Genomic DNA, 12,839 nt, shown 5'->3' with positions numbered 1-12,839 from the left:
TTCTAGGTACCTATGTTACTTCAAAGTAAGAGTAGATACTGATAGATAAGCAGTTTTTATGGGTATACAGATATATGAAGATAAAGAAGTAAGGATTTTGGAAAGGAGCAGGTCAGCATGAAAAACGTATTAATCATTAATGGACACGAGTATTATAAAAAGTCAAAAGGAGAGTTAAATCAGACGATTTTTAACGAAATGCAGCATTTACTCACTGATCAATTTGACATTAAAACAACGGTGGTTGATCAAGGCTACGAAGTAGAAGAAGAAATTGAAAAGTGGCTATGGGCTGATGTTGTGATTATGCAGACGCCTATTTACTGGTTCAGCATTCCCGGAAAGTTTAAGCAATATATTGATCGCGTGTATATGGATAATATTTTCTTTAAAGGCTCAAATCAATACGGGCGAGGCGGCTTATTAACGGGGAAAAAATACATGTTTTCTCTTACATGGAATGCGCCAGAAGCTATTTTTAATAATGAAGAAGCTTTCTATGAAGGAAAAAGTTTAGACGAAGCCATTATGCATTTGCATAAAATGAATCAGTACGTCGGTATGAGTCCACTTCCAACATACTCTATTCACGATGTAGTTAAACATCCAAACGTTGATCACTACAAGCATAAATTAGAAAATCATGTAGCAGAAGTATTTGGAATAGGAGAGCGCCAATAAAAATCGATATCTACAAAAAACCTGACTAAACAGTCGGGTTTTTTTATTCCCTTTGACACAAAAATCGTAGTCAAAAACAGTTTTTCTTTTTCTTTCTGAGTACTAGAGAAATGTCTACAATGGTAAGGAAGAGTTAACCATCAAGTTGCACAACAATTCGACCAGAAGTGGTAATGAAAGCGTAAACATTTTGGTGGAGATCAGTGATAGAATAAATTTAAGCAAGGGGGGAGCAATTGATGCATCTAGATGAAAGGAGCAATTTAATTTTAAAACGAGTGGTTAGTAATCCAGGTATTTCTAATTCGGAATTAGAGAGAAAATATCATCTTTCACGGAGGCAGATTAGCTACAGCTTTACAAAAATTAATGACTGGTTAAAGAGTAATAACTACCCAAAAATTCAGCGAACGAACGGGGGGAAATTTATTATTGATCCTCTTCTAATGGAACTGTTTGCTGAAAAAGTCGAACACTCTGCTGGAAGTTATATTCCGTCTGAAAAAGAAAGAGCTCAATTGGTTTTGCTAATGCTATTAAGCAGCGAAGAAGAATTATCTTTACTTCATTTCTCCAGCTCGCTATCAGTGAGTAAGAATACGGTATTAAGAGATATGAAATATACACAGAGAATTGTAAATGGTTATCATCTTGAAATTATTTATTCGCGAATGCACGGATACGACATAGTAGGAAGTGAGTGGAATAAAAGGAAGCTGCTTATTGAAGTACTCCGGACCGTATATGACATGTATCAAGGCGAGACGTATATTCAGGCATATACAGGAATTTCAAGAGAAGAAATTAAGAGATTAAAAGAGCAAATGGAAAAAGTAGAAAAGCGTTTAGCACTTCAATTTATCGATCAAAAAATAAAACTTCTTCCATATACAATAGCTATTTTGTTAAAACGAATTAAAAAAGGAAACTTAATTAAAGATTCTTATCATATCGACTATGAAGAACTGTCGGATACAAAAGAGTTTGAGGCTGCCGAAATTTTAATTGAAGATGCTGCTTGTATCCCAAAGGAAGAACGTTTATTTATTACATTACAATTGCTTACTTCTAACGTTCTATCCTCCCAATTTTTAAGAGATGAAGAAACTCTTGAATTAAAATCTTCATTAAAAAAAAGCCTTGCGTTATTTGAGAAAAAAGCATGTATTACTTTTAAAGAAAAAGAGAAGCTGCTTCAAAAATTAGTGCTGCATATGAAACCAGCTTACTACCGCATTAAATATCAGCTAACTACTAACTATTCAATAATTGAAAAAGTTAGTGAAGAGTTTGAAGCCATTCACTACATTGTAAAAGATTCATTAAAGCCTTTTGAAACTTATATTGGCTGCCCTATTCCTGAAAGCGAAGTAATGTTCATTACCGTTTTTATTGGCGGACATTTAATTAACAGTGGCGAAACGATACAGCTGAAAAAGAGAGCGGTGGTTGTTTGTCCTAACGGGGTATCCATTTCACATTTGATGGAGCACACGCTGCGCGATTTATTTCCAGAGTTTTATTTCTACGAAGCTCTTTCGATTCGAGAATTTGATCAATCAAAAGCTGAATTTGATATGGTATTTTCTCCTGTTCCTGTCCAGACTTCTAAACATTTATTTATTGTAGAACAATTTATTTCCGATTTTCAAAAGCTGCAGCTTCGGCAGCGAGTCATTCAAACCATATTCGGTTTAAATACATCCGTGGTAAACATTGAACAGTTAATAAGTGTCATTGAAAAATACGCAAAAGTTGATCAGAAGTCTCAACTTCAAAAAGCACTGCAGAATTATTTTTCTCTCCAAGTATTAAACGAAACAAGTGAAAATCAAGAATATAGTTTAGCAGATTTAATTACACCCGAAACAATTGTGCTGCGTGATCAAGTGGAAAGCTGGAAGGAGGCTATTTCAATAGCCGCTGCCCCGCTTTTACATAAAGGTGTTATTACTGAAGCTTATATTGATAAAATGCAGGAACAATATCCGTCTATGTCTCCACATATTGTACTAAGACTTAATGTTGCCATACCTCATGCAAGCCCTGAGGATGGTGTTCAAGCAGTAGGCATGAGCTTACTTAAGTTAAAAGAAGGCTTATTGTGCGGAGAGCAAAAAGTTCATTTTATTGTTGTTATCGCAGCTATTGATAAAAAGAAACATTTAAACGCTATGCTGCAGCTGATGAAGTTAGCGGAAATGAACGGGGTAATAAATGAGATGAAACGCCTAAATGAAAAATATAAACTCTATGAAATAATTAAAACGCACTCTATCTAATCATAGTACAGAATGCATAGCAAGGAGGATACAATCGTGACATTACAGCCTTTTTTAAAAGAAGAATTAATGAAGTTAAATAGCGTTTGTAAAGATCAAGCGAATATCTTTGAAATGGTGTACAAAGAGGCATTTGGCAAAGGATATGTCAGTGAAAACTTTTTGACAAAAATTAAAGAAAGAGAAGCATCTTTTCCTACAGGCCTCCAAATAGGCGATTACAGTGTAGCAATCCCTCATACAGATCCAGAGCACGTTTTTGAACAATTTATTAGTGTGGTTACCTTACAAAAACCTGTATCGTTTTATTTAATGGATGATAATACAAAAAAAGTAGATGTGCGCATTGTGCTTCTTTTAGGTTTAAACCAACCTCACACCCAGTTAACAGTACTTCAGGAGCTGATGCAAACCATTCAAGATCAGCAAAAAATAGACCAATTATTACATGCTCAAAATCAAAGAGATGTTCAAGCTATTTTTAACAGAGTTGAAAAAATTAGTACAAAAGGGGATAAGTAAAATGAAAAAATATACGGTATTAGTAGCGTGTGGAGCGGGAATTGCAACATCAACAGTGGTGTGTGAACGAGTAGAAAATCTATTAAAAGACAACGGCATTAACGCGGAAGTTGTGCAGTGTAAAATTGCCGAAGTAGCTTCTCGCCAAGAAGGAGCGGATTTAATTGTATCGACAACGATTTTACCTACAACGTACAGCATCCCGGCATTAAGCGCAACCTCCTATATTACAGGGATTGGCATGGAAGCACTGGATCAAAAAATAATAGATGCCTTAAATAAAACCTTTGCTAATTGATAAATCATAAAATTTAAAATAATAAATTAGGAGCTGAACAAAATGAAAAAATATACGGTATTAGTAGCGTGCGGAGCGGGAATTGCAACATCAACAGTAGTGTGTGAACGAGTAGAAAATCTATTAAAAGACAACGGCATTAACGCGGAAGTTGTGCAGTGCAAAATTGCCGAAGTAGCTTCTCGCCAAGAAGGAGCGGATTTAATTGTATCGACAACGATTTTACCTACAACGTACAGCATTCCAGCATTAAGCGCAACCTCCTATATCACGGGAATTGGCATGGAAGCACTGGATCAAAAAATTCTGACGCATTTACAAGCATAGGTATCACGTGTTGCCTCCATTTTAGAAAATGACAAAAGAAAAATGAGGGATGGATATGGATAAACTTCTATCAGGTGTGCAGGCAGTATTAAATCTAGGACCTACAGTTATTTTACCAATTGCCATTTTTATCTTGGGCCTGTTATTTAAAACAGGTGCAAAAAAAGCGTTTAAATCCGGAATTACAATAGGAATCGGTTTTGTCGGGATCAACTTAGTTATTGATTTACTTGTAAAAAACTTAGGACCAGCAGCACAAGCAATGGTTGAACGATTTGGTCTAAACCTAACTGTTATTGATACAGGATGGCCTTCTGCCGCTGCAATATCTTGGGCATCTCCCGTTGCAGCTATACTAATTCCTGTTTGCTTGTTTGTAAATATTATTTTGCTTTTATTAAAACTGACTAAGACGCTTGATATTGATATTTGGAACTACTGGCACTTTATCGCTGCTGGTGCAACAGGATACGTCGTCACAGGAAGCTGGTGGTTTGCAATATTGTGTACCGTTCTGTATGAAATTGCTGTTTTATTTGTAGCAGATAAGACGGCGCCAATGGTTCAAAAATTTTACGGGTTAGAAGGAATTTCTCTTCCTACGGGCTCTACAGCTGCGTTTGGACCAATTGGTATTTTGGTAGGTATGGGTGTATCAAGGATTCCAGGGATTAAAAGGTTGAATGCAGATCCCGAATCTATTCAAAAACGTTTTGGTATTTTCGGTGAACCAATGATGATGGGGTTAATCTTAGGATGTGTAATCGGTATATTAGCAGGCTATGACCTCGGTAAAGTTTTTCAGGTAGGTATTTCAATGGGAGCGGTTATGCTTTTGATGCCTAGAATGGTTAAAATCTTAATGGAAGGACTTATTCCAATTTCTGAAGCAGCTCGTTCTTTTCTTCAAAAACGATATGGTGATCGTGAAATATATATTGGATTAGACGCCGCTCTTGCAGTAGGACATCCATCCGTTATGGCTACAGCACTATTACTTGTCCCCATTACATTACTTTTAGCTGTCATTCTGCCTGGGAATAAAGTATTGCCGTTTGGGGATTTGGCTACCATTCCTTTCTATGTAGCTTTTGTTGTGGGCTCATTAAGAGGAAATATTATACACTCTCTTATTTCGGGCACCGTTATGGTAGCGCTATCACTTTACATGGCAACAAATTTTGCAGATGTGCATACGCAAATGTTATCAGGAGCTCAGTTTTCGATGCCAGAAGGTGCAACACGAATTTCAAGTTTAGACATGGGAGGAAACTTATTTAACTGGCTTATTCTTAAGTTTTCTCAGCTGTGGGCTTCTATTTTTTAAAATAGGCAAAATAGGAGGTAAGGCAATGAAAGCGGCCGTGCTGCATGAAAAAAATGAAATTATTTATCAAGATATTGGCATTGATTCCTGCCGAGCGAATGAAGTCAAAATAAAAGTAATGGCAGCAGGAATATGCGGATCGGATACACACAAAATGACAAGCAGATGGAAGTATCCGCTGCCTGCCATTATGGGTCATGAATTTGCTGGATATATCGTTGAAAAAGGGGCAAAAGTAACAGATTTGAACGTTGGGGACAGAGTAGCTGCTATTCCGTTTAAACCGTGCAACGCATGTGAATATTGCCAAAAAGGACAGTATTCGTTATGCGAAAACTACGGAATGATTGGTGCTCAAGCATTTGGTGGATTTGCTCAGTATGTCAATATTCCAGCTTCTAATGTTATACAAGTAGGAGAGATGGACTTTGAAGAAGCAGCGATGATAGAACCTTTAGCAGTAGCGCTTCATGGAGTACTTAATATTCATCCGCAAATAGGAGACACCGCAGCGGTCTTTGGAGCAGGAGTCATTGGTATGCTGGCGATTCAATGGCTGAAAATTGCAGGTGTAAAAGAAATCATTGCCATCGATATTTCTAGTGAAAAGCTTGCAGAAGCAAGGGCCATGGGTTGCGAAAAAGTGATTCATGCCCGTTATGAAAATGTCTTTGAAAAAATTAATGAATACACAAAAGGGAGAGGGGTAGATCTTGCACTCGAATGCGCAGGTTCCCCTGTCACTCAAGAGCAGTGCCTGCTCGTTACTCGTAAAAAAGGGAAAGTTGGATATTTAGGTATTGCTTATTCAGATGTGTGTTTATCTGAAGCAGCATTTGAGAGTATTTTTAGAAAAGAGCTTACGTTGCAAGGTTTTTGGAACTCTTATTCTGCACCGTTTCCTGGGAAAGAGTGGAAAACAAGCGTTGACTTTGTTTTAAATGGAAAGATTAGATTAAAAGAGTTAATTTCTCATCGCTTCAAGTTAGAAGACACGCAAAAAGCATTTAATATGATTATTAATCGAGAAGAAGCTTATGGAAAAGTATTAATAATTCCAAATAAGGAGTGAAAAAAATGAAGGCAGTCATGAAGGTAGAGCCAGGCTACGACAATATGCTGTTAAAAACAATCCCTGAATCAGAAGTTCAGAAAAACCAAGTGAAGATTAAAGTAGCGTATACCGGAATATGCGGTACGGATATCCATACGTTTACAGGTCAATATAAAAATTCCCAGACGCCGGTTGTGCTCGGGCATGAGTTTTCCGGTATAGTCGTTGAGGTAGGAGAAGATGTAACAAAAGTAAAAGTTGGCGATAAAGTAACGAGTGAAACAACATTTGTGACGTGCGGAGAGTGTGAGTACTGCTTAGAAAAAGACTATAATCTGTGCGCTCATCGAAAAGGAATAGGTACACAAATAAACGGCAGCTTTGCTGAATATGTTATTTCACGTGAAGAAAGTGTCCATGTGCTGCCGGATACAGTCGACTTAAAAGCAGCTGCTTTAACTGAGCCTCTAGCTTGCTGCGTCCATGCAGCTTTAGAAAAGACAGTTGTTAAAAAAGAAGACAAAGTATTAATTTTTGGTCCAGGACCCATTGGTTTACTGCAAGCACAAGTTGTAAAAGCGCAAGGCGCGTTTGTTATATTAGCAGGTATTACAAAAGATCAGAAGCGATTGGAGCTAGCTAAGTCCTTAGGAGTTGACGTAGCGGTAGATATCCAAAAAGAAAGCTTAGAAGAAATAGTGCTGACCTATACAAACGGATACGGTGTTGACAAGTTATTTGAGTGTTCAGGTGCTGTCCAGGCGTTAAACCAAGGCTTGCCTCTGGTTAAGAAAAAAGGAACGTTTGTACAAGTAGGGATTTTCTCCGAAAAATTAAACCTTTTAGATCAAGAATCTATTATTCAAAGAGAAATTACATATATCGGCACGCGTTCTCAGAAACCAAGTTCTTGGCATATTGCTTTGAAACTTCTTGAAGAGAAGAAAATTAATACAGAGAAAATGATCACTAAAATTGTACCTCTTGATTATTGGCGTCAAGGATTCGAAGCCGTTCTATCAGGTAATGAAATAAAAGTACTTGTTCAGTCATAGAAATGAACTATACAAATAATATAAATCAGGGAGGGAGGAAGTGTGAAAGATACGCAAATGGAAGCCGGTTTATATTGTAACAGTTGCAAAGAAGAGCTTCCTCACCACGTTTACTATATTAACGGCAAAATTGTACGCGTAGAGTGTCAAGAATGTAGGCGTACAATGGTATTTAAAGTTGATGTTTTGAAAGAGTTCTATAAAGAGGTCTACAAGCGTGTCTCTACTAAACCTAGCCGAGTATCAAAAGAATATAAAAAAGATATAAATAGATTTTTAACTGGAATTCCGATAAGGTTAGTGAGCAAGCCTTATCGTCTAATGAAAGATTTTAATGAATCCATGCATACTATTCACCGCTACAAAAAATAAACTGCTAGAAAATAAAGGGCGGGTTGCCTGTTGTTATAGCTGATGCATCAATGCGTTTTTTCTAGCTACATAAAAAAGCTGCTTTCTATACATGCAATGTATAGAAAGCAGCTTTTTTACGTGACAGTTTCAAACTTCAGGGTGTGAGGTGGGATGGTTTTTGTTTACCCGTCTATATCTAAATAAAACAATCTAAATGATAATGAAGTAGAAAATATTTATTCCATTTGTTTATAAATTGTTTAAATATAAGATGAGGCCGTTTAGCTTTGGAAAATAAGGGAAGAAACATACTAACTTGCCTGTGTATATTTAGAAAAGGAGGGATAAAGATGTCGTTAGCTCATTTTGATGATATTTCAGAAATTTGCTATGCATGTGAAAAACAGCCTCTTGGGAAAAGACAAAAACGCATTGGCGTATGGACGGAAAAAGAAATGAGAAAGCCTACCGAAGAGAGAGTCGAAAATCAGAAGGTGGTCGCACTTTCTCGTTAACGTAAAAAAGCCTTTAGCTCATCTAAAGGCTTTTTTACGTATTGGCGTTTGGACATGTGTGAAGGGGCATAGAGGCAATCGTTATAAATCTTCTAGTCTTTGAACTTTTTTGCCTTCTATTTTATGCTGTTCCATCGTTTCTTTTAACTCCTTGTTCGCCGTTGTCATCGTTGTTTCATTTGTTACGCCCATAAATGACCAGCCGTGAGATTCAAGCCAGTACTTGAATTCCCGCAAAAACTCCTCCTGCGTTCCTCCCGTATGATAAAAAGCTCCTTGAATCGTAATAGCCGGTTTTTCCGTATTATACGTTACATACATTTTATTTGCACACATCCAAATGGACCTCCTTTATTAATAAACAAACGTAAATTGACAAAGAAGCGCTGAATCATTCCTCAATAGTTACACTATTTCTCTATTTGACTGCTGTTTTCCTTTTTATCTCTGCGATTAATCATAATTAAATCAAGTTTTTTACAGAAAGAGGAATGTAAGTAAACAGATAAAAAGCTCGTTTCGCAATGAAATCGTCATATTTCTACATATTCTTTAAGGGTCATGTAAAAGTTGTAACATAATGAATGGCACTGTAAGAAACTTAATCCAATTAGAACAAATGTTACTGTTTTTTTTAATGAAAAGGCGAATCTATGTGCTAAGGTAATAACAGGTTCAAATTTTAGGAGGTAGTTTTTGTGAGTAAAAAACGTGTAAAAAAATGGGCAGTTGCTTCTGCAGCGTCTGTAGCATTTCTAGCAAGTCAAGGAACAGCATCAGCAGCAGCTTCGCACAAAGTCGTAAAAGGAGATACCTTGTGGGGGCTTGGCCAACAAAATGGGGTTACGGTAGATGAGCTGAAAGGTGCTAATAACCGCCAAAACGACATGATTTACGTTGGAGAAACATTAACGATTCCTGACCAGGGACAAGCACAACCTGCCGCTAGTCCGGCAACATCTGTACATACAGTAGCACAAGGCGAAACGTTATATCATATTGCAACACAAAACGGCATGACTGTGGATCAGTTAAAAGCTGTTAACGGTTTACAAAGTGATATCATTACTATCGGACAAACATTAAAACTTCAAGGAGAAGCACCGGCGCCGGCACAAACTGCTCCGTCTACATCGGTTTCTGCACAAGATCAAGATTTACTAGCAAGATTAGTAGAAGCAGAAGCAAAAGGTGAGCCGTACCAAGGAAAAGTAGCGGTAGCAATTGTGGTATTAAACCGCGTAGCTTCACCGGAATTCCCAAATAACATTCACGACGTTATTTATCAGCAGCTAGGAAACGGCGTATATCAATTTTCACCAGTAGCGAACGGAGCAATTAATCAGCCTGCATCAGAAGAATCAAAACGAGCGGTAAGCGAAGCATTATCAAACCCGCATGAAAACGATGCGCTGTTTTTCTATAATCCGAAAATCGCTGAAAGCCAATGGGTTGCAACGCAGCAAGTAACGGCAGTTATCGGAAACCATGTATTTGCAAAATAAGTAGATTCCTTTCAAATATAAACATATATTTCATATATATGTAATTTTGATACAAAAAGGTTCCGACAAAAGTATTTTGCTTAAAGTTAAATCCGAACTATTAATAGTTCGGATTTTTTTGCTTAAATTTTGAGAAAACCATTGATTATTTAGAGAATAATGATATGATAAAGAAAGTCAATTGATAATGATAATCATTTACATGTGATAAAGGAGGAGATAACTAGACTTATAGCGGAAAGAAAGGAGTAAGGAAAGTTGAAGTTTTATCAGTTAATTCTCGTGTTTGCTGTACTATCGGTTTTGTCTCTTTTTGTAGGAGTACAAGATCTGTCAGCGATGGATCTGTTTCATTTAACCAAAGAAGAAAGCCAAACGCTGTTTTTTAGTCGTTTTCCTAGGCTTTTGAGTATTATTATGGCGGGAATGAGCCTTAGTATTTGCGGATTAATTATGCAGCAAATTACGCGTAATAAGTTTGTATCTCCAACAACCGCAGGAACGATGGACTGGGCAAGACTTGGTGTGTTGATTTCTCTGCTAGTATTTGCTTCAGCAAGTCCTCTATTAAAAATGAGCATTGCTTTTATTTTCTCACTCGCGGGCAATCTATTGTTTATGAGAATACTAGACAGAATTAAATTTAACGATACGATTTATATTCCACTAGTCGGTTTAATGCTCGGCAGTATCGTAAGTTCCTTGGCTACCTTCATTGCCTACAAATACGATTTGATTCAAAACCTTTCTTCATGGCTGCAAGGAGACTTTTCGCTAGTAGTCAAAGGGAGATATGAACTTTTATACCTGAGTATACCACTCTTAATAATTGCTTATCTTTACGCAGATAAGTTCACGGTTGCTGGTATGGGAGAAAGCTTTTCAATCAATTTAGGCGTGAAATACAAACAAATCGTAAACATTGGATTAGTCATTGTTTCGCTTATTACGTCGATTACGATTTTGACCGTTGGCATGCTGCCTTTTTTAGGGTTAATCATCCCAAATATCGTATCGATTTACCGTGGAGATCATTTGCGAAAAAGCCTGCCTCATACAGCACTGCTTGGAGCTGTGTTCGTACTTGCGTGCGATCTTTTAGGCAGAGTCATTATTTTCCCTTATGAAATCTCTATTGGGCTAATGGTCGGTGTAATAGGAAGTGCGATCTTTCTTTTTATGCTGATAAGGAGAGGTCGTTATGCATAACAAACATAAAATCATCATTCTGGCGGCGCTGGCCGTTTTATCAGCGGCGCTGTTTATCGGCTACGATTTAGGCTACTGGCAGTACACGCTGCCGCGAAGAATTGAAAAAGTTGCGGCGATTGTTTTAACCGGAGGAGCCATTGCGTTTTCATCCGTTATCTTTCAAACGATTACCAATAATCGAATCTTAACTCCTAGTATTCTAGGACTGGATTCACTGTATTTATTTCTGCAAACGTTTATTGTGTATATCTTTGGCTCGACGAATATTTTCATCATGAACAAAAATCTTAATTTTCTTCTTTGCGTTTCGCTGATGATTATTTTTTCGGTCTTGCTTTACATACTGATGTTCAAAAAAGCCGGTAAGAATATTTTCTTTATTTTGCTGGTTGGAATTGTGTTCGGCACGTTATTTAAAAGCATGTCTTCATTTATGGAAATGCTGATTGACCCGAATGAATTTCAAGTTGTACAAGATAAATCATTTGCAAGCTTTAACAATGTTAATACCGATTTGCTATACATAGCAGCCTTCATATTTATCCTGCTTGGCATTTACGTATGGCGTTTTACCTCCATTTTTGATGTTCTGTCGTTAGGAAGAGAACATGCGGTAAATTTAGGTATTGATTATGACAGGCTTGTCAAAAAAATGCTGATTGTGATCGCCATTTTTGTCTCAGTGGCCACAGCTTTAGTTGGGCCGATTACCTTTCTTGGACTGCTTGTTGTGAACCTTGCGAGAGAACTGTTCAAAACGTACAAGCACACCTATCTAATGATGGGATCACTGCTGCTTAGTGTTATAGCCCTCGTCGGAGGAGAATTTATTGTTGAAAAAGTGTTCACCTTCAGCACCACGCTGAGCGTCATCATTGACTTTGCCGGCGGAATTTACTTTATTTATTTGCTGCTAAAGGAGAATAGATCATGGTAGAAGTAACAAATGTCAGTAAAAAATACGGAGAAAAAACCGTTTTAGAAAAAACATCTGTGGTGATTCCAAAAGGGAAAATCACGTCATTTATCGGCCCAAACGGAGCGGGGAAAAGTACGCTGCTTTCCATTATGAGCCGTCTTATTAAAGCCGACTCAGGATCAATATCAATAGAAGGAAAAAATATAGAGAATATTGACAGCTCGGATTTAGCCAAAAAAATGAGCATTTTAAAACAGTCCAATCAGCTGAATATCAGACTTAGCGTACGTGAACTCGTAAATTTTGGCCGGTTTCCTTATTCAAAAGGCCGGTTAACAAAAAGCGATGAACAAGCGGTTGATCAGGCGCTGAGTTATATGAAGCTTGAAAGTATTCAAGATAAATACTTAGATGAACTGAGCGGAGGACAGTGTCAGCGAGCTTTTATCGCTATGGTCATCGCACAGGACACGGAGTATATCTTCTTAGATGAACCGCTCAATAACTTAGATATGAAGCATTCTGTTGAAATTATGAAGCTGTTGAAACGTCTCGTAGAAGACTTAGGCAAAACCATTGTGATTGTCATTCACGATATTAATTTTGCGTCTGTCTATTCGGATTACATCGTGGCGCTTAAAAACGGTGAAGTGATCCGTGAAGGCCCAACAGAAACCATCATTCAAACATCTGTATTAAAGGATATATACGATATGGATATTCCAATCGAAACGGTTGGCGGACAGCGTATTTGCGTTTATTTTTCATAAAATTTATTCATGAGGTGA

General features: G+C 37.4%; 15 protein-coding genes. 14 read left to right on the top strand and 1 reads right to left on the bottom strand.

Annotation, left to right across the window (positions count from 1 at the left end; genetic code table 11):
• The first annotated feature begins 117 nt into the window (after positions 1-117).
• The 10 genes from NST66_RS15385 to NST66_RS15340 all read left to right on the top strand — a co-directional run bounded on the left by NST66_RS15385 (position 118) and on the right by NST66_RS15340 (position 8,415).
• Entirely contained in the window at positions 118-681 is a 564-nt protein-coding gene (locus NST66_RS15385) for an NAD(P)H-dependent oxidoreductase (protein WP_221777883.1), read from the top strand.
• 239 nt (positions 682-920) lie between these two features.
• Positions 921-2,963 carry a BglG family transcription antiterminator gene (locus NST66_RS15380; RefSeq protein WP_340843771.1) on the top strand — a complete coding sequence of 681 codons (2,043 nt, stop codon included), beginning with the start codon at positions 921-923 and terminating at the stop codon, positions 2,961-2,963.
• A 36-nt stretch (positions 2,964-2,999) separates the two neighbouring features.
• On the top strand, positions 3,000-3,485 hold the full coding sequence (locus NST66_RS15375) for a PTS sugar transporter subunit IIA (RefSeq protein WP_340843456.1): 486 nt from the start codon (positions 3,000-3,002) through the stop codon (positions 3,483-3,485).
• Between the two features lies 1 nt (position 3,486).
• On the top strand, positions 3,487-3,783 hold the full coding sequence (locus NST66_RS15370) for a PTS sugar transporter subunit IIB (protein ID WP_029322856.1): 297 nt from the start codon (positions 3,487-3,489) through the stop codon (positions 3,781-3,783).
• Between the two features lie 42 nt (positions 3,784-3,825).
• Positions 3,826-4,110 carry a PTS sugar transporter subunit IIB gene (locus tag NST66_RS15365; protein WP_013057899.1) on the top strand — a complete coding sequence of 95 codons (285 nt, stop codon included), beginning with the start codon at positions 3,826-3,828 and terminating at the stop codon, positions 4,108-4,110.
• A gap of 55 nt (positions 4,111-4,165) precedes the next feature.
• Entirely contained in the window at positions 4,166-5,437 is a 1,272-nt protein-coding gene (locus NST66_RS15360; RefSeq protein ID WP_063247355.1) for a PTS galactitol transporter subunit IIC, read from the top strand.
• A gap of 25 nt (positions 5,438-5,462) precedes the next feature.
• Positions 5,463-6,509 (top strand): galactitol-1-phosphate 5-dehydrogenase, encoded by a 1,047-nt coding sequence (locus tag NST66_RS15355; RefSeq protein WP_114895972.1) that lies wholly within the window; start codon positions 5,463-5,465, stop codon positions 6,507-6,509.
• 5 nt (positions 6,510-6,514) lie between these two features.
• Positions 6,515-7,546 (top strand): zinc-binding dehydrogenase, encoded by a 1,032-nt coding sequence (locus NST66_RS15350; protein ID WP_340843455.1) that lies wholly within the window; start codon positions 6,515-6,517, stop codon positions 7,544-7,546.
• 42 nt (positions 7,547-7,588) lie between these two features.
• Positions 7,589-7,918 carry a bh protein gene (locus tag NST66_RS15345; RefSeq protein ID WP_340843454.1) on the top strand — a complete coding sequence of 110 codons (330 nt, stop codon included), beginning with the start codon at positions 7,589-7,591 and terminating at the stop codon, positions 7,916-7,918.
• A gap of 332 nt (positions 7,919-8,250) precedes the next feature.
• Complete coding sequence (locus NST66_RS15340; RefSeq protein ID WP_162871488.1) at positions 8,251-8,415, top strand: hypothetical protein; 165 nt, start codon at positions 8,251-8,253, stop codon at positions 8,413-8,415.
• 81 nt (positions 8,416-8,496) lie between these two features.
• Here NST66_RS15340 and NST66_RS15335 read toward each other — a convergent pair whose 3' ends face one another.
• Positions 8,497-8,751 carry a hypothetical protein gene (locus tag NST66_RS15335; protein WP_013057893.1) on the bottom strand — a complete coding sequence of 85 codons (255 nt, stop codon included), beginning with the start codon at positions 8,749-8,751 and terminating at the stop codon, positions 8,497-8,499.
• 362 nt (positions 8,752-9,113) lie between these two features.
• Between NST66_RS15335 and NST66_RS15330 the strand changes: the two genes are divergently transcribed.
• The 4 genes from NST66_RS15330 to NST66_RS15315 all read left to right on the top strand — a co-directional run bounded on the left by NST66_RS15330 (position 9,114) and on the right by NST66_RS15315 (position 12,821).
• Positions 9,114-9,920: a cell wall hydrolase gene (locus NST66_RS15330; RefSeq protein WP_013057892.1), complete on the top strand. Its 807-nt coding sequence runs from the start codon at positions 9,114-9,116 to the stop codon at positions 9,918-9,920.
• 258 nt (positions 9,921-10,178) lie between these two features.
• Positions 10,179-11,129, top strand: coding sequence for an ABC transporter permease (locus NST66_RS15325; protein ID WP_340843453.1), 951 nt, complete (start codon positions 10,179-10,181; stop codon positions 11,127-11,129).
• Positions 11,122-12,069, top strand: a complete 948-nt coding sequence (locus tag NST66_RS15320) for an iron chelate uptake ABC transporter family permease subunit (protein WP_340843452.1) — start codon at positions 11,122-11,124, stop codon at positions 12,067-12,069. The genes NST66_RS15325 and NST66_RS15320 overlap by 8 nt, the downstream gene beginning before the upstream one ends.
• The gene (locus NST66_RS15315) at positions 12,063-12,821 is read left to right on the top strand and encodes an iron ABC transporter ATP-binding protein (RefSeq protein WP_028414465.1); all 759 of its coding nucleotides are present in this window, start codon (positions 12,063-12,065) and stop codon (positions 12,819-12,821) included. The genes NST66_RS15320 and NST66_RS15315 overlap by 7 nt, the downstream gene beginning before the upstream one ends.
• The last annotated feature ends 18 nt before the right edge of the window (positions 12,822-12,839 follow it).

This window comes from Priestia sp. FSL W8-0524 (assembly GCF_038005965.1).
GTDB classification, from domain to species: domain Bacteria; phylum Bacillota; class Bacilli; order Bacillales; family Bacillaceae_H; genus Priestia; species Priestia zanthoxyli.
Note: the sequence above shows the minus strand (reverse complement) of the source record. Positions and strands in the feature narration are given on the sequence as shown.

What these genes read in the sequence shown, in the direction of transcription:
- NST66_RS15385 (WP_221777883.1), top strand. Translation starts at nt 118, where the DNA reads ATGAAAAACGTATTAATCATTAATGGACACGAGTATTATAAAAAGTCA.
- NST66_RS15380 (WP_340843771.1), top strand. Translation starts at nt 921, where the DNA reads ATGCATCTAGATGAAAGGAGCAATTTAATTTTAAAACGAGTGGTTAGT.
- NST66_RS15370 (WP_029322856.1), top strand. Translation starts at nt 3,487, where the DNA reads ATGAAAAAATATACGGTATTAGTAGCGTGTGGAGCGGGAATTGCAACA.
- NST66_RS15365 (WP_013057899.1), top strand. Translation starts at nt 3,826, where the DNA reads ATGAAAAAATATACGGTATTAGTAGCGTGCGGAGCGGGAATTGCAACA.
- NST66_RS15360 (WP_063247355.1), top strand. Translation starts at nt 4,166, where the DNA reads ATGGATAAACTTCTATCAGGTGTGCAGGCAGTATTAAATCTAGGACCT.
- NST66_RS15355 (WP_114895972.1), top strand. Translation starts at nt 5,463, where the DNA reads ATGAAAGCGGCCGTGCTGCATGAAAAAAATGAAATTATTTATCAAGAT.
- NST66_RS15350 (WP_340843455.1), top strand. Translation starts at nt 6,515, where the DNA reads ATGAAGGCAGTCATGAAGGTAGAGCCAGGCTACGACAATATGCTGTTA.
- NST66_RS15340 (WP_162871488.1), top strand. Translation starts at nt 8,251, where the DNA reads ATGTCGTTAGCTCATTTTGATGATATTTCAGAAATTTGCTATGCATGT.
- NST66_RS15335 (WP_013057893.1), bottom strand. Translation starts at nt 8,751, where the DNA reads ATGTGTGCAAATAAAATGTATGTAACGTATAATACGGAAAAACCGGCT.
- NST66_RS15320 (WP_340843452.1), top strand. Translation starts at nt 11,122, where the DNA reads ATGCATAACAAACATAAAATCATCATTCTGGCGGCGCTGGCCGTTTTA.
- NST66_RS15315 (WP_028414465.1), top strand. Translation starts at nt 12,063, where the DNA reads ATGGTAGAAGTAACAAATGTCAGTAAAAAATACGGAGAAAAAACCGTT.